A 23,995-nucleotide genomic window follows, 5' to 3' on the forward strand; every position below is an offset into this window, starting at 1 on the left:
TTCTGCTTCTATTTACTTAGAAGTTATAGCCAACTCCTAATAGTAGCCCTACATCAGTATCATCCAGAAAAGAGGCATTTACGGAACCTGTCACCGTAAATCGAGAACCTACAGGAAGGTCTACACCACCAGTTAGCAGTAATCCAATATCAGTATCTAGATTAGCTTCAATTGCTACGCCAGCACCGATAAAAGGAGATATAGCAAAGCTTCGTTCACCCACGCTACCTGCTGTCCGTGGAGAAAAATCTAAAGTTAGGGGAACCAAAAATATTGTATCGTCCCCAAAGATCACCGATGGTCTAACTGATAGATAGTTTGTCAAACCAACTTTACTGATTACTGCAAAGTTACTATCGCTCAAAGCTGTATCGTTGCCGCTCAAACCAATATTACCACCACCACCGATATAGCTTCTGCCACCACGAGTAGCTCTACCTGCTGTAACATCGGGTGTTCCATCCGTGCTTCCTGGTGGCTGATTTAACTGACTGATGTTAACATCAGGCGGAATCAGGACTTGGTTAATTGCATGGATGACACCATTGCTAGCTTTAACGTCTGCTTGGAGAACTCTGGCATTATTCACCGAGACTTGACTTTTAGCGGAATCGATTTGAATATTTACAGGTCTTCCTTCATCGGTTGCCAATTCCCCTGCCGAGAGTTGACTAGAAGTTACCGCACCGGGAACCACATGATATCTCAAAATCTTAACTAACGCTTCTCTGTTTTCTGGTTGCTGTAACTGTTCTAAGGTAGCAGCAGGTAAAGCAGCAAATGCATCATTGGTGGGAGCGAAGACCGTATAAGGGCCTGGCTGTTGAAGAATATCTGATAGACCGGCTGTCTTTAATAAAGAAGTCAGAGTTGTAAAAGAACTACTAGATGCTGCCAGAGAAACAATATCGGTACTTGTAGGAGTTCCAGCTACAACGTACTGACTAGCTGGAAGATTGCTAGCAATGGGTTGTGCCCGTCCCTGTCTAACTAAAGCTTGATATAAAAGTGCTGCTGCTTCAGCACGAGTCAAAGACTGTTGGGGATTGAGTTGTTTTACATCCGGGTAGTTGACAACAAGATTACCTACTGTCGCTGCTGCCACACTGCCAACAGCATACTCAGGGATAGCTGAGGCATCGTTGTAGTAATTAGTGAGAGTACTTGTATCGCCACCAGTTAAACCTAAGCCACTACTTAAAGCAACGATCCCCTGCACTCTAGGAATTTCTTGATTTGGTCTAAACACGTTCCCAGGATAGCCTGCCAAAAATCCAGTCTCGTAGGCGTTTTGAATTGCAGCAGCTGCCCAGTAGTTAGCAGGAACATCACTAAATCCACCTGCACTTAATTGCCGAACTCGGTTTTGGTTACTGAAAGCTTTTTGAATCAAGGCAGCAAATTCAGCACGAGTCACAGGCTGATTTGGTCTATAAGTACCATCAGGAAAGCCACTAATCACGTTATTCTCAGCTAGGGCTTGAATGAAGGGACGCGCCCAATAATCTGAGGAAACATCAGACAAGTTAACTGTTGAAGTAGGTGATGGTGTCGCTGGTGATGGTGTCGCAGATGGAACAGGAGTTTGAGATGAAGCTGGGGCAGAAATTACGATGGGAGTTATTGTAGCAGCTGTCATTCCCAGAACTAGCAAAGCAACCTTTGTTGATGACCAACGAGACAAACTAGACATGGAAATATCCTCTTTTCAATTTCTTGGGTTGACTATTGGGAAATACTGGATGCAAGGTTAAGTGAATACAAATATCCAGATGATTATTTGGTTCGCCTTGATATGGAAACCAAAATGAAACCTGTTAACTCTGGAAAGTTCAAATGTGGGACATTATGAGTAGCTGCTCTGATATCTCATAACATTTATCCAAATGTTTACCACATTATGTAGTATCGGATTCCTATTTGTTTGTTTTTTAAAGAACCGCAGATCGCACTAAAGAGAAGCAGGCATACTGTGGTAATCTCTTCTGTTGCAACAATAAAGATAATTAATGCAGATAGGCGATTTTATCAGTTTTAAAATTCCAGTCAAGCAGTAAAATAATTGGCTTTTAATAGCCATCTCTTTATAATTGCCGAGGAGGGTTCATGCCGTCAAACTAAATGTATCATGATCTTTAGCAAGATTTAATAAATAAAATGTCTCTTGGCGATATGATGTAGTATTATTCTTTAATCAAAATTATACAACTAACTCAGGGCTGGATTTTGAAGAAAAACTTTCACTCTTTAGATAGTTGTCCTGAATGGTAAATTTTCAAATACTAGACTAAAAATTAGCGATCGCAATCAAAATTTTCGAGCCTGATTGCCCCAAGATTTTTGGCTAAGAATTATTTTTTTCCAAAAGACTATTTTATAAAAGCGAACCCAAAGATAAACTAGGATTTTTGGAAGCTGGCTAATCTGTATAATAAATTTTGCTCACAACTCCTCTGGAGGTAGGGCAACAAATCCTGTTTTTAGTCCACGCTTGAATCCTGCTTTTTCATAGAAGTGCAACGTCTCTTCGTGTTTTGAACCACTTAGAAGCATCACTTTATAGCACTGTTGCTGCCATGCTAAAGCTAAGGCATAATGCAGCACTTGTGTACCAAATCCTTGTTGTCGATAATCGAGATGGGTAACAACATTTTCAATAATGCCGTATGGACGTGCGCCACGCGTCAAGTTGGGAACAATAGTTAAATTACATGTTGCTACTAGCTGGTTATCAACATCAGCTACAACGTAATACAAACGGGGATCATGTAAAATCCCATCCCAGATAGATTGTAAAACATCATCAGTCGGTAGAGGTGCATCGACAGGATTTAGATGCTTATATAAAGCCAAAAGTTGCGGAAGTTCGTCGCGTGTAATTAGGCGAACGGTAATTATCGGTTTAGACAAAGCTGTAAATCGGTGTAAAAATTTATCGTTGCGATAAGGCAGGAGGTAGTGTTTCGACTACGCTCAACTGCCGCGTAGTCGAAACTCAACAACCAGGCAGGAGGCAGGAGGAAAGAAAGTTTTGGTCTAGTTTACCTCTGTTCACATAGTTTCGTTTTAAGGGAATTTTTGACATTTCAAATGTCAAAATTATGGGAATGTCAATTCAGTGCGAGCAACTCCAGCACGTTCATGGCGGGCTAGCAGTTTAACTGTACTACCTTGAGGCGCACGCACCACCCATTCAACTTTTGCCCGATCCTTGGTAGGATCGCTGTGCCGTCTAATGGGAGTTGAAGGCTTATAGGCTCGTCCTTCTAATTGACCTAACTCTTCACGGGGTTTACCCGTTACCAAAGTTCCCCCAGAAGGCAGTTCAATTTCACAGATACAGCCCCGCACCAGCTTTTTTTCTAAAGCTTTTTGGGTGACGTTGGTGGGCAACCAGCCTGTATTATGTACAACCAATTGCACCCGATAAGTATCATCACCCAAGTTGTGGACACTGGCTTCGTAAATCTCTAAACGCGGAGATATTAACAGATGCCAAACCAGCCATTCTGGGAAGAGGGCTATTTCTTTCTCCAGAAATTCAGGCGGTGGATTTGTCCAAGCGTACATGGTATCCCAGCCGCCTAGTTCAATCTGACCGAGTTGGGGATGCTGGAAGGGATACCAATCTACATAGCCCTTACCTGTAAGTTTTTCATCGCTCCAACGCAGCAACTTCAGGTCATCTTCTACAGGGTGTTCTCGCTGCCAATCGATGTATTTATAATCATTAATTCCAGCTTGACGTTGCGGACTCCAGACTTCTACTGTCCAGGCAAATAAACCTTGATATTCATAAGCCCAATCGTCGAATGTACCTGTAATTACGTCTTTGGGGTCATAGCGGAAATCATGAAAGGCGGAGATGGCTGGGTATTGAGTAAGTTCAGTACCTTTAGCGCCAATGCGTTGATAAGTGCGGAGGTCATTGACGGGGAATTCATCATCGCTGAGGTGGGTGTAGGGACGGATGAGAACACCGCTAAAGGTATGAAAAGCGATCGCTCCTGTAATATTAGGATGTGTACTGATAAACTGAACAAGCGATCGCACTTCTGTTTCAGATGTAGGATAAGAACCAGACCCCGATTGCTCAGATTCTTGCCGCCACAAAAACGGAAAATTCCGGTTTAAATCTAGTCCTTGCTTAGAACGCTGAATCTGAATCTGAACTCCGTCATAATTTTCTATATTTCCTTCTGGTAGTACGCGATAATACTGACCACCTGTTTCTGTTGGTTCGCGTTGCACCAGCAGCCGTGGTTCAGTTGGACAGACTTTCCAAGCCCCATTAGCATCGGGGATTCGCATCAGTAAAATCCGACCATCGCCATCGATATCTTCCATCACTAACCCGTCGTTCCCTTCCTCATCATGGGGATAGGGACGAGTACCGGAGCGAATAAATTTCGGTTTGTCAGCCAATGCCAACTCCGCGCCATCAGGGTTAACACGGGGGCAAATGTAGAAGGTGCGGGTATCTAAACAACGGGTAAACTCTGGGTGAGTGCCGTAAGCTGTAACTAATGTTTGCAAGAGGTATAGGCAAACACTTGACGGTGCTAGTTCAGTGGCGTGGATGTTCCCATCAACCCAAAGGGCAGGTTTTTCTTGATGTGCGCCACTGGCAAAGTTGGTAACTGTCAATAGCCAGATGTCACGTCCTTCGTAACTTTTGCCAATGCTTTCTATGTGTACTAGTTGGGGAAATTCCTTCGCATAACTGTGTAGAATGCGCGTTAAGTCTTCATAACGATAGTATTTATCAAACCGAACATCTGGCATAATAAACCCCTCAGTACGAATTATTTTAAACCTATTGCCGTTTGAATTCTTGTATTAATAGCTGACAACGTTTACTAGCTTCTCTAGCTTGTTGTCTGAACTGTTTAGCTTTTTCCCGATCCGTTAAACACACTTCAGTTGCTTTTTTACTAAATTTTACAGCTTGACTACTGAGTTCCTTGATCCGAGTTTTTAATTCTTCAATTGTTTTCATTAAGTAATATATTTCTGGTTTATGATTTCATATTTATTTTTAATCTTCACTCCTGCCATCAACTTTCCGACTACAGCGAATTAATAGAATTTTTGTATATATTTCAACTACTTTACTGATGTTATTGAACTTTTAGATAGGTGAAGCTAAAAATAAGTATCTAGCTAATTTTATGGCTGAAACAGAAGTCTCAAAGGATTAATTAGGTTTACCCGTAATCGTAAATGCTGCCCAGTAATAAGGATGATTATAAAGATTTTTATCTGATGCCATTTTACTATTTCTATATAGTTGGGTCGCTAAATAAGTTTGAATTCTTACTTCCTCTGGATGCAGATTATTCAAAATATCTTCATACCATTTTGTCAGTTCTCCGGCAGTTAGTTCTTTCAGCCATCGTGTGGCTTCCGCTAAAGCAATAACTGCTGATTTATTAGGCTGTAATCGTCGGTAAAACTCGATCATTACCAAAGCACTAGCGGAAGATTCCACACTCCAGAGAGTACTCACTACATGAGGTACGCCCTGACTTACAAAACCACTGACTAAACTCACATATTCACTAGTGATAGTGTGGTTGCTAGTACTTAAATTTTCACAAGCAGAGAGGGTAATAAGGTTGTAACTTGCAAGATTTTGTTGGCAAATTTCATCTAGAGTAAGTCTATCTTCACCTGCTAATGCTAATTCTGACTTTTTGGGTTCAACCAAATTATTAGTGGCATAACCCGTAAAATGTAAGATGTTATAATTATCAGATAAGGCATTTTCAACAATACTTTTTGTCGCTTCTGCTCCCGGAATTCGTTGGATGTTATTGAACATCTGACTAACAATTTCAGATTCCAGTTTGGCAAATTTAAGTGTGGGATAACCTGTACTTTCAGGATGTTCAACACTAAGCAAGAACTTATTTTGCCACTGCCAAATATCCTCAGTTCTGATTGATAAACCTATTTGGGCACTAGGTAGATAGGTGACGCTGAAATTTGATTCCACATTGGGTAACTCTTCTGGTGATGGCGAAGAAAGATGAAAAAGTGTATGAATGGGCAATCGATACAAGTCACGGTGAGGAATTAAGACCAGTTGGGTGATGCCTTCGAGTTCCTGTGCAATTGTGGAAATATTCAGGATTTCATACAGTTGCAACAGTTTCTCTTCCATCTCAACTCGCCAAGAATGCTGGCTTTTACTTTCTTTGTCATGGGCTGTGCTGCGATATTCTTGGTAGTGTTGATGCCAATCTTCTAGCCAAGTTTCAAATTCAATTAGGCGTTGTACTGCTTCGGGTAAAGGCAATTCATTGAGACGGATAGCGTCTTCTCCTAAAGGTATTACCCCAGTATCTTGCATGGGTGTAAACAGGAGAATCGGTGATGGCGCTTGGTCTTTGAGAATAAAAGTATGTAGGGCAACTGGACTAATATGCCAGTAAATAATTGCTGTTGTGGGATTGAATAGTTGTTGAATTGCGCCATAATAAGGCGAGTAAATATTATGATTCCAGCCAGAAAGCAGCCAGTTTAAACAAGCATTTTTGCCTTGTTCGGCAATTTCCCAAGCTTCTACTAAATCACCCGACTCTACAGCTAAATCAACTGCCAATTGATCGAAGCCGGCAAATTTTAAAGCTAGCTGTTTTTTACTTTCGTCTGAGCGAGTTTCTTCACTCAGTAATTGTCGCAATAAATCTGTCCCACGTTGCAGCAATTCTTGAACTTGTGTGGTTTGTCCCAAACCCATCAAAACTTTGCTTAGAGATTGTAAAACCTCTAAATGCAACTGGGGAAAATATTCTAATGTCAGGGTTAACAGCGCTTGATGGTACTCAGATGCAGCTTTACGCCAATAATCGCGCGTATTGGTATGTTTTTTACCTTCTTCGTAGTAAGTATTAGCGATCGCAAAATGCAATCTACCCCAACCTTCTGGATGGGTATCTGTCCGCAGATGCCTTAACCCTTCTTCGTAGCTGGCTAATTTTCCTTCGTAGCCGCCCTGTTGTAAGGCAGGATTTGCCGCGATGATACTACTCGACAAATTCAGTAATTCGTCATAATTCATTAAATGACCGATCGCAGTTCCCCTACCAATCCAAGCTTCCCAATAATCTTGTTTAATTTGCAAAGCGTTGTCATAACAGGCGATCGCATCGGCAAATTGTTCTAAATGAAACAGTGCTATTGCCTGATTATACCAAGCTAAGTGGAAGTCGGGTTTAATGGCGATCGCTTGCCGATAGGAGGTGATCGCTTCTTGTCTACGTCCTAAGTTGTCTAATGCTATACCTCTGTTGTACCAAGCTAAGTAGAAGTCGGCTTGAACTGAAAGTGCTTTGTCCCAGGAGGCGATCGCTTCTGACCACCTGCCTAAATTAAACAGCACTACACCCCGGTCTATCCAAACTTCATGGTACTCTGGGTTAATTTCTATCGCTCTGTCATAAGATATAATCGCCTCGGCAAATTGTTCGCTCACAGCTAGGGCTATGCCTCGGTGATACCAGTTTTCCTGGTCTTCAGGTTCGAGTTGTAGCGCTTGGTCATAACTAGCAATAGCTTCTGGTAGCCAACCTAATTTCAGCAGTGCCAAACCCTTGCTAGACCACGCTTCTTGATAGTCTGGCTTGATTTCTATAGCTTTGTCAAAAGAAGCGATCGCTTCTTCAAAGTATCCTAATTCTCCGAGAGTTCCACCCCGGTTGTACCAAGCTTTGTAGAAGTCTGGCTTCAGTTGTATGGCTGTTTCATAAGATGCGATCGCTTCATCAAAACGTTCTAAATGGAACAGCGTTAAGCCTCGATTAAACCAATATTCGGAAAATTCGGGTTGCATTTCAATGGCTTGGTCATAAGATGCGATCGCGCCTAGCAAATCGCCTGTTTTCGCTTGGCTTAGACCTTGGTAAAACCACCCTTGAGCGTGGGTAATCGGATTATCGTTATGCCGCTCAATAATACCAGGAGAATTACTGCTTTGAACTGCCAAATCCGAAGCAAGTTGCTGGACTAAATTGGTACTTTGATCCAACTTCACCCACAACTCATCTAAAGTATTAGCCACATTTGGCTCTAAATTCGTCAAAGTGTTATCCCAGGTTTCCACCGAGGGAGACGTTGCTAATTCAGTCTTTTGTCTCGTGGAAAGAAGATTTGCTGGTGTAGTAATTTGAACAATTTCTTCGTCGAACCGAAGTTGGGTCAACAAGCTGATTGTATCTTCTGCTGCCGGCAGGGGGATATTTTCTGGTATTGTAGTTTGGGCGTCTTCCCTTTCATATTCCGATACCAGTTCCTCGAAGTTTCCGGCCGATCTCTCCTCAGAAGAGGTATTTTGAGGTGCTGACGTTATTGGTTCAACATCTGGCTCATCATATTCCCATAATTGTTCGCCAAAGCTAAGGATTAGCTCTTGTCCAGGAGAAGTTGGGATAATTTCTTCATTGGTTGTAGTTTCGATTACATCTGGCTCATCATACTCCCATAACTGCTCGCCCAAATCGCGGATCAGTTCTTGCCCAGGAGTAGTTTCGATTACATTTGGCTCATCATGCTCCCATAACTGTTCGCCCAAATCGCGGATCAGTTCTTGCCCAGGAGTGATTTCTAGATCATCTTGTGCCTGATTGCCCTGATAATCTTCTATTTCTGTAGGTAAGTTTTGCATTAGCCGAATGCCAATGTCATAAGCAACTTCTCCAATTCTGCCAACACCAAGTTCCCCCAATTGCACCATCTGTGTTGCTAAAAGAGGATTTGGTGTAGGTGAAGCTAGCAAGCTTTCACCAAACATCACCAACCAGTCTATCCAACGTTCAGCCGGAATGCGATATTCGATTCGTTGCAGATACCTCAATGCCCACTGTCGTCCTCGTGCTTGATGCACGCCTTCTAACAATTGGATAAACAATTGTTCCAGATCCGCATTGGTTAGTTCTGGTGGTACCCCCACCAGATTGCGTCCTCTCGAAGCCTTGAGAGAACTATTCTGTTTACTTGCAATGAGGCGCTTTAAAAACCTTTTAAGCGACTGCGATATCCGCCTGAGCATCTGCCACACTCTTGGATTTTGTTTTTCTAGATTGTAGCCATCGTTGTCTTAAAAAAATCATCAATTACGTAAAAATCCATTAGATTCGGACAGCGCTTCCGTAGAGGTTAGCAAAAAATATACAAATCTTCAAGAGCATAGCATTACAACGTTACAATTCCCAGGTTTAACTCTTGAATTTGACTCTGGCAAGCAGTTAATTTTCAGTTTGCTCTGTAGTCGATTGACCGTCAGGATATAACTGACTAATTAATGCCTGGACAAGCACTTGTGGATCGTCTGTATCAACGGCAAGCTGTTGAGCAATTTGCTGACGTAAATTTTCATCCTCCTGTAACATTACAAACAACTGTTCTAGGGTGACAGTTTGGTATTCTCCCTCTGGTAAGTTCTCTGGCGCACCTGCTGACTCCGATACTGAGGCAGTTCCTTCAGAGGGCAAAGGAGTTGTGCTAAAAGCATCTGGCCCTTCATATTCCCAAACTGGTTCGCCTTCATTGCGTGTCAACAACTGCATCCCGATATTATAGGCAACATCTCCAATTTCTCCGACTTTTAACTCACCCAATTGCACTAACCGCGCCGCCATTTCATTATTGGGTGTCGGAGATGCGAGCAATCTGTCGCCAAAGCGCCCTAACCACTCAACCCACTCTTGAGTTGTGATGCGATGTTCGATATTATGCAGCCACTTCTGTGCCCATGCTTCCCCTCGTGCTTGATGTACTCCTTGCAACAGTTCGTTGAAGAGAAATTCCAGATCCGTATCGCTCAAGGGGGGTGCTGGTTCTTTTTCCACATTTCCCCTCGATTTTGAGGTAGTCTGTTTTCCTCCAAACAAGCTCTGAAAAAGCTTTTTGAGCCATTGAAATAGCCGCTTGAGCATCTGCTGCACCATCGAGTTTTACTTTATCTATAAAATTGTAGCGATCGCACTGGACTATGGCGTTAGTTCAGTAAATAAAACGTATAGTCATTTGTCATTAGTCATTAGTCATTTGTCAAGAGTTATTCTTCTCTGCTTCCCAGTCTTCTTAAATAGAACAAATGTACTAAATGATATGCTATAATTCCGATACATTGATGTTGAAATCATAGTAGAGGATAAGCTTTGGTTGCTTGCTTTCCTGAGTGCCAAAATTTAAGGCATTAGTTGAGTGCAAGGGCTATGGCAACATCGATAAATAAAGCCAGGTACGAGAGTTTAAAATTATTGAATCCTAAACTCGACTCGGTGCTACTAATTCACGTTGAAAGGCATTGAAGTCTATTTTTCCATGTCTTACGAACCCCTGCACCACAAATATCGCCCCAAGAGTTTTGCTGAACTGGTGGGTCAAGAGGCGATCGCGACCACCCTCACGAACGCGATCGGCACATCTAAAATCGCCCCTGCCTACTTATTCACCGGGCCAAGAGGTACGGGGAAAACTTCTAGTGCCCGGATTTTGGCTAAATCCCTCAATTGTCTTAAAAGTGATAAGCCCACTGCTGAACCCTGCGGCGTGTGTGAGGTTTGTCAGGGGATCGCTAAGGGGTACGCTTTAGATGTAATTGAAATCGATGCTGCCAGTAACACTGGTGTCGATAATATCCGCGAGTTGATTGAAAAAGCCCAGTTTGCTCCTGTGCAGTGTCGCTACAAGGTTTATGTTATTGATGAATGCCACATGCTCAGTACCCAGGCATTCAATGCGCTACTAAAGACACTAGAGGAACCACCGAGACACGTGGTTTTTGTATTGGCGACAACAGACCCGCAAAGGGTGTTACCAACGATTATTTCGCGCTGTCAAAGGTTTGATTTTAGACGCATTCAGTTAGAGGCGATGGTGAAGCATTTAAGTGCGATCGCCTTTAAAGAAAACATTCATATTTCAGATGATGCTGTCACCTTGGTAGCCCAACTTTCTCAGGGAGGGTTACGGGATGCCGAAAGTCTACTCGACCAATTGGGTTTGTTAGCAGGTGAAGTCACACCAGAGCGAGTTTGGGATTTGGTGGGTACGGTAAGCGAACAGGACTTGTTAGCGCTTTTAAATGCGATCGCTCAAGATAAACCCGAAGCAGTTCTAGACTGTACTCATTACATTCTAGATCGTGGTCGAGAACCCCTAACTATTCTGCAAAATCTCGCTGCTTTTTACCGCGATTTACTCATAGCGAAAACAGCACCCAACCGCCACGATTTGGTTGCTTGTACTCAGCAAACTTGGACAGCGCTGATTGAGTTTGCTCAATACTTCGATATCAGCGTGATTTTGGCGGGACAGAAACACTTACGAGAAGCTGAAGTACAAATTAAAAATACCACCCAGCCGCGTTTGTGGTTGGAAGTAACATTACTAGGATTGTTGCCTAGTGCGACGACGAATATTCAGCTACAAGCCCCAAGTGTCGCGCCGCGAGTTAATACACCTGCTGTATCTCCAAGCTATCCTCCAGTAGTTGCCCAAAATCACGCAGTCTCTTCTGTACCTTTAGCTGAACCGCAAACAAATCATAATTCTGCATCTCCCAATCATCAAGCAGCTGCTCAAAATCAGCCCGTCACTTCATCTCCCCCTGTTGAACAGCAAACAAATCACAATTCTGCTGCTAAATCAGTTTCACCACCAACCCCAGAACCTGTTGCTGTTCCTGTGCCACCTGTAAACATTGAACCAGAAACTTCAGAAGTTGTTGGAGAAGAAGTTGTTGGGGAAGCACAATATGACTTAACTCAGGTTTGGCAACAGGTGCGTGCTAATTTTCCGATGCCTTCCAGGCAAGCTTTACTTGGACAAATGTGCCAGCTAATAGAGTTTAACGGTACTGTAGCGCGTATTGCTGTTAAAGGGGCTAAATGGTATGAAACACTTAAATCTGATCTCCCGATGATGAAAGCAGCTTTCCAGCAGACTTTTCAACGTGAAGTTCAGGTAAATCTGGAACAAGTCAGTTCTGCAACTCCTACCTCAGCTAAAAAAAATCCTCCGCCAAAAGATTCTACTCGCGTTCAGCAACCACCAACTCCCAGTTACAACCAGCAAATTTCGCCTCCAGCGCCAGCACCACAGCCAACTAATCCATCACCAGCACCACAAAAAAGCGAGTTGGCAGCAAGAAATGGCAATGGTGTAAATGAAAATGGCGTAAATGGAAATGGGGCAAATAGAAACGGGGTAAATGGAAACGGGATGCAAACTTTGCCTCCACCCCCAAAGCCGACACCCGCACCTGATTGGGAACCTGACGAAGTAGCGATCGCAGCTCAACGTGTAGCAGAATTTTTCAATGGACAAATTATCCGTTTTGCAGATGATTTTCCAGAATTCTCCGATTCCATAACTACACCAGAATGGGTAGAAGAAGCAGAAGTTGATGATGAATAAAAAATGCAAAATTATTTTTGGTAATTTTGCATTTTGCATTTTGAATTTTAAATTTTGAATTTCCCAAATGGGCTATTCCCCATTCCCTGTATGCAAGGTTTTCACCCATTTCAGGCGCTTTGGTCTTACCGACATCCGGGCAGTAGTACTGCTCATGACGACTAACCAGTGCAACATATACAAACTGCCACGCAGGGTTTGCACCAGCATCGTAAGATATGTAGAAAGTGGGAACTTTTGATCTTGACGTACCCGCTTCAGACCTGTAAACATCCCTACCATCGACATAGAAATGGATAAGCCTGTGATCGGACTTAACATTGGTGGACGATGACGAGCGATCGCCATTAATAAATCTGGGACTGCTGCTGTCGGTAAGATATACATAATCAGCATAAAAATCAGCAAATCCCAGCTTTTACGCGTTCCCATCCGGTTTTTGAGAATTAAATCCCAATAATCTAAATAGCGCTGATAACCGCCTTCTGCCCAACGGTTGCGCTGATGCCAGAGTGAAACTGCATTTGTCACTCCTTCTTCTTGCACCGCCGGATGGAAAACACACTCAATATCCCATTTATCCAAATGTAAACGGATTGTCAAATCCAAATCATCGGTAATGGTTTCTTCATTCCAGCCACCGCAGCTTTCCAAGGCTGAACGCCGGACAAATTGACCATTGCCCCGCAGTTCGCCAATGCCACCAAGGGCAGTCCGTTGTTGCTGAAACCAGGTATCAAGCGCCATTTCAGCCATTTGACCCTTAGTCCAAAAGTTTGCTTTAGCGTTGGCGATCGCTTTTCGCACCTGCACCGCCCCCACGTTTTCTCTTTGAAATAAAGGTATTACCTGTTGCAGCAAGTCTGGTGTTACTTGGGCATCAGCATCAAATACTGCTATAATTTCGCCCTTTGTCAGCGGCAATACCTGATTCAACGCTCCCGATTTGCCACCAGTAGCTTCTGCTGAACGCCTTAGTACTTTCAGCTGGTCGTGTTTCTGTTCGAGTTCTGCTAATAAACGTGGCGTGCTATCACTGCTGTGATCGTCAATTATCCAAATTTCGTACTGCCCACCTGGATATTCCAGATTACAAAGATTTTTGACTAATTTAGCAATTACCGCTTCCTCATTTTTCGCAGCCACTAACACAGAAACAGAAGGTAAATCTCCCTGTATTTCTTTTGGATAGCGACGTGATTTAGTAAACACCACCACCAAAGCATGAAATCCTAGAATGGTGGTTAGTCCTAGAATAAAAATTGAAGCCCAAGAAACTAAATGTAGAGCGATCGTGCCACTCCAGACGATAGTCAAGACTAGAGCTGCTTTGCCTCTACGACCTTGAAACCGGGATGGTAGAGACATAGAATCTGTCTCTAACACTGACTCCTCATCTACTGATAGGTCAGACAGCAAGGAGTTGAGCGGATCAAGCTCTTGATAAGAATCTTCTTCGGGCCAGGAATTCGCTGGCATAGGTTAGGTTGCTTGATTCAAAAACCACTATTTGTCTACAGTTAGTAATTTTACGGACAAATATCCCTAAGCTACTTTTCCCGATATTAATCGGAATGGGCAAACTGCAATACCCGCTATCCCTAAGCCAAAAGCCGCTGGGACTACCTTTGTTGTCACCGTCACTGTGCGTAATTACCTCGCATTAACCACGTTTGCTACTCTTAGACAGAGGCTTGATTCCTTTGATAACCACTTGGGTAGGAAGCTTGTAGAGTCGGACTTTCTCCAATGAGAACTCCGCTTTGGGTAAAGTAATAGCAAGGTAGCAGCAGCTTTTTGTTGGGAAAAACTGCAATAACGGCATCCACCACTTTACAGTAGGCATTTTTAGTGTTGTCGTTCCCAGATTCGATAACAGTTAATGCAGCATCATTGTAACCGAAATTTTAATATTTCTTAGTAGTAACTTCATTTATGGGGCATGGGGCATTGGTATTGGGATTAGGGAGAGGTGACAGTTGACAGGTGATAGGGAATAATCTGTAACCTGTACCCTATTCCCTTCTTCACTGACCACTATGTGCTTTAGACACATCTTTGGGGAATACTACTAACATCCACTAATATCCCCAGTTGCTAACTAACTTGAGGAATATTTAACTATGTCTATTGAGCAACTCCAGCCTGCAACTCAACAACAAGCCAGTGTTTACTTACCTTATGTTCAGGGTGCTAGGCGTAATTTCTTACCCTATGCCATCAGTCTTTATCAAAAAGGGGTCTTGGAGGGACATCGCAAGATCGAAGCCAGCGAACATGTCCCTTTTGTCGCCTCCTGGAATGTTGCTACTTTACCCTCAGACTTAACCCGTTGCCGAATTCAGTTTGATGGCAATGCTGACCTGAGTTATGAACTGATGATGGCTAGTTTCGAGTTTATTAATTTTTTAATTGAACTTATGGACAACTATAAACGTTATCGCGTAACCGATTTTTCACAACCGTTTTACCGCAAGCTACTGCGTATAGATGATTAATTAAACTCAGCCGGATTTGCAAAAGTCCGGCTTATTTTAAATTGATAGATAAATAAGTTTGTAGTAAGGACTTTAGTCCTTATTGTCTGAGATTATTTGCTCACAAGGCACTGATTTTTACAATTCAGCTTCAGCCTTGTGAGCTTTTTTACAACAGGCTTTAAGCTTTAAAACGTCTTCCTAAGCCCGCTGTCTTTTCTTCTTTTCAGAACGATACCAAAACTAGCTACCATCAGAGTTCCGAGAAGGCTAGCGGGTTCTGGAATAGAAGTTTCATTTATAGGTACTATGATTCTTAGATTTGCCAAACTAGCGTTAGTTATGGTCAAGGATGTTACGCCTGGGAAACCTGGGATATCAGACTTGAAATCAAAGACCGTGGGAGTCAAATCCCCATTGGGATTACTATATCGCTCTCCATATCCACTCACTTCAAAAGTACCTTGGTACTTCTTTCCGGTGTCTGGGTCGGTGACAGTACCAGTGTAGAAAGCTTTTGTGAGATTAAATTCATCCTGAACTACTCCTTGAAATGTGGTTCCTGGCAATTGTCCCTGGTAGAGGAAGGCAGTCAACTGACCGCCAGAAAGCACCGGCGATGTCAGAACACCATTAAACGAGACAATCGGAATACCTTTAAAGTCAACAAAGTAATGCAGACTTCCATCCGAGCGTGTTTCTACCTTTAAATAGTCTGAATGGTATACAGGAACATAATTGGGATTATTATTAGTACCTAAGTTCCGGTAATAAGTTCCAGTGTCATCCGTATCAATACGAGTAATACTGTTATTGAAATTGGGATTATTTCTGGGAAGTTCGATGGTTCCTGATAATGTACCAGTGCTTTGAATTGTGATGAATTGAGCAGCAATTGCACTTGCTCCACTCATCGCGATTGCTACTGCCGCAAAACAACTGCTGCTAACAGCTGCAAAACCTAGCCTAATCCCTGATGAACTCACTTTCATTAACAAATTGTTCCTTTATTTGTCGATAGTAAACACACTTAATATGCTGAGATTAATTGCAAGTTTATCTCATGCATGATTTATTATTCCCAAGCTAGTAATGGAAGTTTCATCGATAAGAAAAGTCTTATCGGTTGCTATTTTTAGCAAAACAGAATAAAGGCGTCAGAAGTCAGAAAACAGACATAAATTTTGTGCGACTGGTGGATGAATTAAGGGGTTTAATACCTCTACTCAATCTGCATATTTAGTGGTAAACAAAACAGTGGCGGGTCTGAATTCCCCACAGATTCATTCTGACTTCGGAATTCAGAATAGCTGAATTATTCTTCATATCGCAAAAAATCAGTGATATTAGAGTGTTTTGACGAGCAAAATTTTGCCACTCAATTTGCAGGTAGCTTTCAAAGTAGCAGTGATTAACTAATTAAGTTAGTTAATCTAAACTAGAGAGGACGGACAACTGTTGATTTTCTTGTTTCAACCGTTCAACATGAGTATTATTGAAATGCTCACTTTTTTTGAGATATTGTTGGAAATATAACCGATATAATTCACACGCAGGAGTACTGCGATCGCCTTCTAAATTAATTAGCCATATACTTTGTAATTTACAGCATATTTGAGGTTTATGAGGTACAGTAACAGCAATTAGTAAACCAATTTTTTAGATGCTTTGGCTCAACTAGTTTCAGTGCAATTTTAATTAAACCATCAACGAGAAATGCACTCTTGGGAGAAAATTGTTTCATAATGTCCAAGACTCTATGAAGCTGGATTAGCTTCTGCACGTACATAGATTTTTTTTACAAATTGTTCGGGTTTTTTAGGTAATTGTATGTGACTTGAACTACTTTTTTTAGACATATCTTAGAATGTAGATGCACAACAATGTAGCGATTTTTTCTAAAAGATTGCTATTGCGATCGCAACAGAGGTTACATTCTTCTAAATTCCATCTCAATTTATGATATGGGCTGATATATCCCTAACTTAAGTTACAGCCTAATAAACCAACTAGGCGATTTGTCCATAACTGAATCGTCAGGGTGCTAAAACAGCGTAGAGAGAGAGCTACAGAATATCTTCCTCATCGTACCAGCAGCTATGCATATCCAAGAACCCGCTACCCATGAATCGGAAGCTTCATTTTCAGTACAAGATTCTCAGAATTTCCCAGAACCAAAAGACTTATCTCAAGAAAATTTAGATCCTTGCCAATGCTCACAAGCCGCCTTACAAATGGCATTAATCGCTAGTGGTTTGGGGTTGTGGGATTGGAATCTCGTAACTGACAAAACCTATTACGATCCCCAGTGGAAAAGTATCCTGGGATATAAAGTAGACGAAATCGACAACGATTATAAATCCTTTGAACACCTTGTACATCCACAGGATTTACCAAAAATTCGCCAGGTATTGCACGATTATCTTCAAGGATGCATACCTGTGTTTGAAGTCGAATTGCGAATGTTGACTAAATCCGGGGAGTGGAAGTGGATTTTGACTTGTGGCAAAGTATTTCAGTGGGATAAATTCGGTAAACCAGTGCGGATGGTGGGAACGCACAAGGATATTAATCAGGATAAGGCGATGTCTACGACGGGCTGCGCTTACGCTACTCAACAATACCAACTATTTGAACAACTCCAAACCGAAATTGCTCAACGCCAGTCTACCGAAGACCAAGTTAAGGAAAAATCAGAGCAGGTAGAAACTACTCTTGATGAACTCAAATATACTCAAAAGCAGTTATTGCAGAACCAGAAAATGGCTAATCTCGGTCAACTGGTGGCAGATATGGCTAACGAAATTAACAACCCCGTTAGCTTTATCTCCAGCAATCTCCATACTGCTAGTAAATACGCTGAAGATTTAATCAGAATTATTGAACTTTACCAATATTACTATCCCACGCCTACCCCAGTTATTGCCTTACATTTGCAACACCTTGACTTTGGTTTCGTGAAGACAGAATTTTTCAAATTACTGTGGTCAATGCGAGCCTGTTCTGAGCGCGTGAAAGATATTGTTTTCGCCTTGCGGAATTTTTCTACCTCTGACGAAGGTCAAATGCAAAAGGTTGACATACATCAAGGATTTGATAGTGTTCTCAGGATTTTACAACATCGTCTCAAAGAAAAACCTGATAGAGCAGAGATTAAAGTAATTAAAACCTTTGGGGAATTACCTTTAATTGAGTGTTATCCTAGTGAACTAAATCAGGTATTCATGAATATCTTAACTAATGCCATTGATGCCTTAGAAGAGAGAATGAAGCATGATGATTCTTTTACTCCAAAAATTTTGATTCATACAGAAGTTGTTGGCAGTCATTTATCATTGGTCAATAATAATGAACCTTGGCTAAATAACAAACTATTAGGGAAAAAACACAAAGTTATCATTCGCATTTTTGATAATGGCAAAGGTATACTTCCCCATATCCAAAAACATATATTTGAACCGTTTTTTACAACCAAACCAGTAAGCAAAAGTCAAGGACTAGGGCTATCAATTAGTCGGCAAATTATCGTTGAAAAGCATCAAGGTAAACTTAAGTGTAATTCTCAATTAGGTCAAGGAACAGAGTTGGTGATTGAGATAAATACAACAGCAAGACACTATGCCGCGATTAGAAAACACGCCAACTTTTAGGTAATGAACTTTGGGGAGGAGGTGTTAATTTTTGCAAGTCGATGCATTAACAAGGCGGCCGCCGCATTCACAATGCAAGTCGATGTATTAACAAGGCGGCCGCCGCATCCGCAATGCAAGTCGATGTATTAACAAGGCGGCCGCCGCATTCACAATGCAAGTCGATGCATTAACAAGGCGGCCGCCGCATTAACAATGCAAGTCGATGCATTAACAAGGCGGCCGCCGCATTCACGATATCTGAGTTTGATACATTTGGTATTGTCTTTTGAACACCTAAATTACAGCACAAGCCATCAGTACACTTCCTACGATAATCACCGCGATCGCACTAATTATCGGTGTATACTGCTGCAATGGTTGAACCCATGAAAAACGCTTTAGCCATTGGTGAGCATAAATAATGACTAAACCAATGGTTACTAATACAACTGCTAATCCCACGCTGAATGCACACACCAAGATTAAACCGTATGCAGTTTGGTGAAGTGCGATCGCACTCAACAATAATACCAGCGCTGATGGACAAGGAACTAAACCACCAGCTATCCCCAAAGTTAAAAGAGACTGTAATGTAACTTGATTTGCAGAATGATGGCGATCGTTGTGAGTGTGGTGATGATGCTCAGAATCATTGTGAGTGTGATGATGTTCTGGTGCGGGGTTGAGATAGCGATCGAGTAACCAAAAACCAACACTACAGACCATCAATCCGCTCAATAAACTGAGAAATGGATACAATTGCTCTGGTAAAATATATTGAGATAATAATAAGGCTAAAATACCCAGCGCAAAAACGCTGATTGTGTGAGTAAGCGTTGTCACCAGCCCCAGTACAACTGCTTGCCCAGGAGTGCCCCGCGAACCAACGAGGTATGCTGCTACCATCGTTTTTCCGTGTCCAGGTGAAAGAGCGTGTCCGGCTCCAGCCACCAAAGCGATGCCAATACCACTGAACATTAAGGATGGAGAGAGGGTCATCTGAGCCAGATTTTGCATCAGAAAGCTACCATGTCCGATATGAGCCACGGCTGATTGACTCGGCAGGAAACTAACTAGCAATGCTAAACCTAAAATCAGCATCGGCCTGTTCATAAACTACTCGCTTCCGATTTAGAAGCGCGGTACAAACCATAGCCAATCAACGCCAAAATAATGCTGACTGTTGCAACGGCGACGTTAGGATAAATCGGAATGCCTCCTATGATTGGTGGAGGTTCTTTTAGATCGGCTTGCAAGCTGGTTCCAGGAACCACTAGCGTCACAAAGAAAAAGGGCGACCAGAAGATTACAGGTACTAACATGGCAAAGGTATAAGCGATGTCAGGTTCAGTTGTTCGTCGCCATAGTAACCACAGCGCCACAATACTCATGCCACTGAGCAACCACAGCATCACTGCATCATGAAATTTAGCATGGGGATGCCATTCAGAGTTAAAGAGGTGAGTCGCGTTCCAATCGACTGCTACGGAAACTACAGCAGTGCTGACCAGAACAATAGAAAGCAAAATGCGACTAATTCTTCTCATAAATTTAGTTAATCGGTTTCGTTGATTTGTGGGTTCATCAGCCGTAGATCCCACAAATGAAGGTACAGTGTGCTGCTGGATAAACGATAGACTTTTCTTGCTACATATAATCATGATTTAGGTCATTCTTGCGATGCCTAGGTTGGGCTACGCCTACGGGATTCGTATTGCAGAGTTCTACTAAGCGTAAAGTTAGGGCTAGGGGAGTATAAGAGTAGTACAAACAGCACAGTAGTAATGTTTACGTTTCACCTAATCGACGAGAGTAACGCACGCGCTATCCTAAGTTGGCGATATAAGCCACCCTATGATTTATACAACTACTTAGAGGATGAAGTTAATTTATTACAATATATTCTTCACCCCCAGAATACCTTCTACAGCATTATGGATGAAAATAGCGAGTTAGTAGCTTACTGTTCATTTGGACAAGATGGACAGGTCACTGGTGGTAATTACCATAATCAGGCGTTGGATATTGGCATGGGAATTCGCCCTGACTTGACCGGACAAAGAAAGGGTGCTGAGTATGCTAATGCCGTATTGGAATTTGCAGACAGTTTATTTAAACCAAAAGCTTTTCGGGTAACGATCGCAGCGTTCAACAAGCGTGCGATACGGGTATGGCAAAAATTGGGATTCCAGTATCAGCAATCATTTGAGCGAGGAAGTGATGGAATGCAATTTATTGTCTTATTGCGAACAGACTACTGTAACAGAAATCAGTAAAGGAGTACTGACTAATTTAGAACTTCCCAAACCAGATGTACCGATTCTAATTTTTCTTTAAAAACATCCTGGGTGTAACTCCGACGTATTTTTTAAAATGTCTTGTAAAGCGGCTTTGATCTGCACAACCAACAAGCAGAGCAATTTCTGCGATCGCATATTTTCTTTGTTGCAATAGTTCTTTAGCTTTTTCCATTCGTTGCCCCAGCACATATTGATAGGGCGCTACACCCATTGACTGTTTAAATAATCGGCAAAAATAATATTGACTCATGCCCATAATTTCTGCCAGTTCAGCCAGATGTAACGGTCGATCTAAATAGCTGTGGATGTAGTCCAACACTGGCTGGAGTCGATTGTTGGGCATCTCTCCTACATCATCAGACTGCATTCTTGGTGAAAATGCACAATATTGTCGCAGCAAGTGAACAATCAACACCTGTATCAGCGATTCGGCATAAAGATGGCCACCGATTCCACCCGTGTCAAACTCTGCTTGAAACAAACGAGCGATCGCTTCAATCTGTGGATCGTAGGCATTTACCGTACTGAGCAATTCAACTTTGTTTTCATTCAGCCCCCCGACTTCTTCTGCCGTTTGAGACAAAAACAATGGATCAATCACAAACATCAATGATTCATCGGTACTCTCCCACGCCCAAACCCCCGACATTTTCGCAGGACAAATCCAGAAATCTCCTTTAGCTTGAGACTTTTCCGATTTTTGTTCGCCGATATGAGTGATTTTTTGTTGATTATGGTCGCTCAACAAAAGACAAAGCAGATGATGGTTGCATCCAGGGAATTCAAGCTCGTTCGGTGCTGAGATATGGTGATCGATAGTTAATCCAGGCAATTGAATCACCCGGCGCTCAGAAATCCATGTTTCCTTCATAAGCAGTCCAATTAGCGATCACTGTAAATCCAATTTTGCCTGGAAAAAAATGTCCAAAAATAACAAGATATGGCAATATAGCTAAGTGCTGAGTGCTGAGTGCTGAGTAAAAATCCAGTTTTTTCAGGACTTTGAGCAATCAACACTGTCCTAATCTGTGTGACTACGGCTATACTCTTCGGTTAAGGCAAGAGACGGCGATTTATCACGTCTTTGCGATCTAGAATTTTCATCAAAAAACCTTAACCGAACGGTATTGACTCACATTTAATTTGGTGTTGTTCCAAGGAATCCAAAAGGAAAAAGTTAGCACCTACACCACCGATGAGAATGGTACGTGGCGCGACTACACCGCGTCACGTGCTTGTGAAACTTGCATAAGTCCTGATTAAGCATATTGCTGCAATCCATTAAGAGGTAGATCGAGAATCACTCCTGAATTGGGAGAATAACCAATATCTAAAGAAACACTAGCTTTTATCGTCTGAGGACCACCAATTATAGGAGTTGTAGTACCTAGTGCAAAAGTTCTATCTACTGTTAGATTAGACACCAAGGGAGATGGTCTAAGATTGTCATTTGAGTTAATATCAATGTCAATAATCTGTCCGGGGGTTAACTGCAAGGTACTAAAAACAGCCTGCGCCTGAGCTTGGGCATCTTTAACAGCTTCGCTCAGAACTTGCAGACGTGCCTGCTGCAATACTTCGTCTGAGGCAGTGAAGCTGATATTCTGTATGACATTTGCACCTGCTTGGATAGCTTTGTCAATTGCTGCCCCAGCTTGATTTGTTGGTAACTCAAACTGAAGTGTGTTGAGGCCTTCAAAGCCGGTTAGGGTTTGAGTACTATTTTCAAAGCTATAGACAGGATTTAGTTGAATAGATGTAGTTTGAAGTTCTTGCGCCCCAAGCTTTTGCAGTGCATCAACTACCGCTGTTGAACGTTGAGCAACTTGTTCTTGAACTTCGGTTGCAGTTTTTGCCTGTACTCTAATCCCCAATTGCACCTCAGTTAAAGTAGTGACAACACTGACTTCTCCTTGACCAGTAACTTCCAATATCTGAGCAGTGTTTGAAGCAGTGCTACCAATAAGGGGATCGGCGATCGCACGACCCGAATTTCTCACACCGATGAGATTATCAGTAGCCGAGGCAAGAGTCCCTGCTGAATTGGGAGAATAACCAATATCTAAAGAAACACTAGCTTCTATCGTCTGAGGACCACCAATTATAGGAGTTGTACTAGCTGATGCCGAAACCCTATCTGCTGTTAGATTAGACACCAAGGGAGATGGTCTAGGATTGTCATCTGAGTTAATATCAATGTCAATAATCTGTCCAGGGGTTAACTGCAAGGTACTAAAAACAGCCTGCGCCTGAGCTTGGGCATCTTTAACAGCTTCGCTCAGAACTTGCAGACGTGCCTGCTGCAATACTTCGTCTGAGGCAGTGAAGCTGATATTCTGTATGACATTTGCACCTGCTTGGATAGCTTTGTCAATTGCTGCCCCAGCTTGATTTGTTGGTAACTCAAACTGAAGTGTGTTGAGGCCTTCAAAGCCGGTTAGGGTTTGAGTACTATTTTCAAAGCTATAGACAGGATTTAGTTGAATAGATGTAGTTTGAAGTTCTTGCGCCCCAAGCTTTTGCAGTGCATCAACTACCGCTGTTGAACGTTGAGCAACTTGTTCTTGAACTTCGGTTGCAGTTTTTGCCTGTACTCTAATCCCCAATTGCACCTCAGTTAAAGTAGTGACAACACTGACTTCTCCTTGACCAGTAACTTCCAATATCTGAGCAGTGTTTGAAGCAGTGCTACCAATGAGGGGATCAGCGATCGCAACACCCGAATTTCTCACACCTGTGAGATTATTTGTGTCAGCCATCTTATTCTCCTTGCTTAAATGATGTTTGATACCTGTTGATGTTTTAATCTTAATCGTATCTGGACACTCACTATTGGTGACAACTTAAAGCGATGTCTACGACGGTCTACGCCTACGCCAAAATGTTAAGTGGGGTCTGGAGATAAGTCCAAAGTGTCTCGCTGTTGAGATTTGGGTTGATATTTAACAACGCCCAAATCTCGATTTTTGGGAGAAGTAAAATAAGCAATAAGGTCGTTTGAAAGTTATTAGACCTGCCTTGAAAATAGAGGCTGAAACAACGCAAAATCGTTCCCAGATCATTTTCATTGTTCCTTGTGAGCGCAGCTCATGGAGTCTCTTGCAAAAAGTCCTTTTTACAAGAGGCGGGAAAGGGTAAAGGTTAAAGGGGAAGGGAACAA

The 23,995-nt window shown here is 42.3% G+C and carries 16 protein-coding genes; 4 read left to right on the forward strand and 12 right to left on the reverse strand.

Annotated features, from left to right (window positions below; translation table 11 throughout):
• Positions 1–16: 16 nt before the first annotated feature.
• The 6 genes from RMY16_RS08020 to RMY16_RS08045 all read right to left on the reverse strand — a co-directional run bounded on the left by RMY16_RS08020 (position 17) and on the right by RMY16_RS08045 (position 9,950).
• The gene (locus RMY16_RS08020) at positions 17–1,693 is read right to left on the reverse strand and encodes a fasciclin domain-containing protein (RefSeq protein ID WP_322735932.1); all 1,677 of its coding nucleotides are present in this window, start codon (positions 1,691–1,693) and stop codon (positions 17–19) included.
• Between the two features lie 749 nt (positions 1,694–2,442).
• Positions 2,443–2,910, reverse strand: coding sequence for a GNAT family N-acetyltransferase (locus RMY16_RS08025; protein WP_322665686.1), 468 nt, complete (start codon positions 2,908–2,910; stop codon positions 2,443–2,445).
• 189 nt (positions 2,911–3,099) lie between these two features.
• Positions 3,100–4,785, reverse strand: coding sequence for a M14 family metallopeptidase (locus RMY16_RS08030; RefSeq protein ID WP_322735933.1), 1,686 nt, complete (start codon positions 4,783–4,785; stop codon positions 3,100–3,102).
• 31 nt (positions 4,786–4,816) lie between these two features.
• Positions 4,817–4,999: a hypothetical protein gene (locus RMY16_RS08035; protein WP_322735934.1), complete on the reverse strand. Its 183-nt coding sequence runs from the start codon at positions 4,997–4,999 to the stop codon at positions 4,817–4,819.
• A 198-nt stretch (positions 5,000–5,197) separates the two neighbouring features.
• Positions 5,198–9,052, reverse strand: coding sequence for a CHAT domain-containing protein (locus RMY16_RS08040; protein WP_322735935.1), 3,855 nt, complete (start codon positions 9,050–9,052; stop codon positions 5,198–5,200).
• Positions 9,053–9,248: 196 nt separating this feature from the next.
• Entirely contained in the window at positions 9,249–9,950 is a 702-nt protein-coding gene (locus RMY16_RS08045) for a hypothetical protein (RefSeq protein WP_322735936.1), read from the reverse strand.
• Positions 9,951–10,329: 379 nt separating this feature from the next.
• Here RMY16_RS08045 and RMY16_RS08050 point away from each other — a divergent pair, with 379 nt between their 5' ends.
• On the forward strand, positions 10,330–12,426 hold the full coding sequence (locus RMY16_RS08050; RefSeq protein WP_322735937.1) for a DNA polymerase III subunit gamma/tau: 2,097 nt from the start codon (positions 10,330–10,332) through the stop codon (positions 12,424–12,426).
• Between the two features lie 72 nt (positions 12,427–12,498).
• Here the strand turns inward: RMY16_RS08050 and RMY16_RS08055 are convergent, their stop codons facing one another.
• Positions 12,499–13,905 carry a glycosyltransferase family 2 protein gene (locus RMY16_RS08055; protein WP_322665696.1) on the reverse strand — a complete coding sequence of 469 codons (1,407 nt, stop codon included), beginning with the start codon at positions 13,903–13,905 and terminating at the stop codon, positions 12,499–12,501.
• 644 nt (positions 13,906–14,549) lie between these two features.
• Between RMY16_RS08055 and ebsA the strand changes: the two genes are divergently transcribed.
• On the forward strand, positions 14,550–14,924 hold the full coding sequence (gene ebsA / locus RMY16_RS08060) for a type IV pilus biogenesis protein EbsA (protein ID WP_104905290.1): 375 nt from the start codon (positions 14,550–14,552) through the stop codon (positions 14,922–14,924).
• 167 nt (positions 14,925–15,091) lie between these two features.
• On the opposite strand, the gene RMY16_RS08065 is transcribed toward ebsA, so the two are convergent.
• The gene (locus RMY16_RS08065) at positions 15,092–15,895 is read right to left on the reverse strand and encodes a PEP-CTERM sorting domain-containing protein (protein WP_322735938.1); all 804 of its coding nucleotides are present in this window, start codon (positions 15,893–15,895) and stop codon (positions 15,092–15,094) included.
• 1,107 nt (positions 15,896–17,002) lie between these two features.
• Between RMY16_RS08065 and RMY16_RS08070 the strand changes: the two genes are divergently transcribed.
• On the forward strand, positions 17,003–18,553 hold the full coding sequence (locus RMY16_RS08070) for a PAS domain-containing sensor histidine kinase (RefSeq protein ID WP_322735939.1): 1,551 nt from the start codon (positions 17,003–17,005) through the stop codon (positions 18,551–18,553).
• A 276-nt stretch (positions 18,554–18,829) separates the two neighbouring features.
• Here RMY16_RS08070 and RMY16_RS08075 read toward each other — a convergent pair whose 3' ends face one another.
• Positions 18,830–19,648 carry a nickel/cobalt transporter gene (locus tag RMY16_RS08075; protein ID WP_322665704.1) on the reverse strand — a complete coding sequence of 273 codons (819 nt, stop codon included), beginning with the start codon at positions 19,646–19,648 and terminating at the stop codon, positions 18,830–18,832.
• The gene (locus RMY16_RS08080; RefSeq protein ID WP_322735940.1) at positions 19,645–20,082 is read right to left on the reverse strand and encodes a DUF6640 family protein; all 438 of its coding nucleotides are present in this window, start codon (positions 20,080–20,082) and stop codon (positions 19,645–19,647) included. The genes RMY16_RS08075 and RMY16_RS08080 overlap by 4 nt, the downstream gene beginning before the upstream one ends.
• A gap of 237 nt (positions 20,083–20,319) precedes the next feature.
• Here RMY16_RS08080 and RMY16_RS08085 point away from each other — a divergent pair, with 237 nt between their 5' ends.
• Positions 20,320–20,811 (forward strand): GNAT family protein, encoded by a 492-nt coding sequence (locus tag RMY16_RS08085; protein WP_322735941.1) that lies wholly within the window; start codon positions 20,320–20,322, stop codon positions 20,809–20,811.
• Between the two features lie 46 nt (positions 20,812–20,857).
• Here RMY16_RS08085 and RMY16_RS08090 read toward each other — a convergent pair whose 3' ends face one another.
• On the reverse strand, positions 20,858–21,706 hold the full coding sequence (locus tag RMY16_RS08090; RefSeq protein WP_322735942.1) for an AraC family transcriptional regulator: 849 nt from the start codon (positions 21,704–21,706) through the stop codon (positions 20,858–20,860).
• A gap of 388 nt (positions 21,707–22,094) precedes the next feature.
• Positions 22,095–23,594, reverse strand: coding sequence for an SIMPL domain-containing protein (locus RMY16_RS08095; RefSeq protein WP_322735943.1), 1,500 nt, complete (start codon positions 23,592–23,594; stop codon positions 22,095–22,097).
• Positions 23,595–23,995 lie beyond the last annotated feature (401 nt).

The organism is Nostoc sp. DedQUE12b, assembly GCF_034530835.1.
Taxonomy (GTDB): Bacteria; Cyanobacteriota; Cyanobacteriia; order Cyanobacteriales; family Nostocaceae; genus Nostoc.

Coding starts and splice junctions, on each gene's coding strand:
- RMY16_RS08070 (WP_322735939.1), top strand. CDS start 17,003: ATGCATATCCAAGAACCCGCTACCCATGAATCGGAAGCTTCATTTTCA.
- RMY16_RS08050 (WP_322735937.1), top strand. CDS start 10,330: ATGTCTTACGAACCCCTGCACCACAAATATCGCCCCAAGAGTTTTGCT.
- RMY16_RS08030 (WP_322735933.1), bottom strand. CDS start 4,785: ATGCCAGATGTTCGGTTTGATAAATACTATCGTTATGAAGACTTAACG.
- RMY16_RS08055 (WP_322665696.1), bottom strand. CDS start 13,905: ATGCCAGCGAATTCCTGGCCCGAAGAAGATTCTTATCAAGAGCTTGAT.
- RMY16_RS08095 (WP_322735943.1), bottom strand. CDS start 23,594: ATGGCTGACACAAATAATCTCACAGGTGTGAGAAATTCGGGTGTTGCG.
- RMY16_RS08040 (WP_322735935.1), bottom strand. CDS start 9,052: ATGCTCAGGCGGATATCGCAGTCGCTTAAAAGGTTTTTAAAGCGCCTC.
- RMY16_RS08090 (WP_322735942.1), bottom strand. CDS start 21,706: ATGAAGGAAACATGGATTTCTGAGCGCCGGGTGATTCAATTGCCTGGA.
- RMY16_RS08020 (WP_322735932.1), bottom strand. CDS start 1,693: ATGTCTAGTTTGTCTCGTTGGTCATCAACAAAGGTTGCTTTGCTAGTT.
- RMY16_RS08045 (WP_322735936.1), bottom strand. CDS start 9,950: ATGGTGCAGCAGATGCTCAAGCGGCTATTTCAATGGCTCAAAAAGCTT.
- RMY16_RS08035 (WP_322735934.1), bottom strand. CDS start 4,999: ATGAAAACAATTGAAGAATTAAAAACTCGGATCAAGGAACTCAGTAGT.
- RMY16_RS08075 (WP_322665704.1), bottom strand. CDS start 19,648: ATGAACAGGCCGATGCTGATTTTAGGTTTAGCATTGCTAGTTAGTTTC.
- RMY16_RS08065 (WP_322735938.1), bottom strand. CDS start 15,895: ATGAAAGTGAGTTCATCAGGGATTAGGCTAGGTTTTGCAGCTGTTAGC.
- RMY16_RS08085 (WP_322735941.1), top strand. CDS start 20,320: ATGTTTACGTTTCACCTAATCGACGAGAGTAACGCACGCGCTATCCTA.
- ebsA (WP_104905290.1), top strand. CDS start 14,550: ATGTCTATTGAGCAACTCCAGCCTGCAACTCAACAACAAGCCAGTGTT.
- RMY16_RS08080 (WP_322735940.1), bottom strand. CDS start 20,082: ATGAGAAGAATTAGTCGCATTTTGCTTTCTATTGTTCTGGTCAGCACT.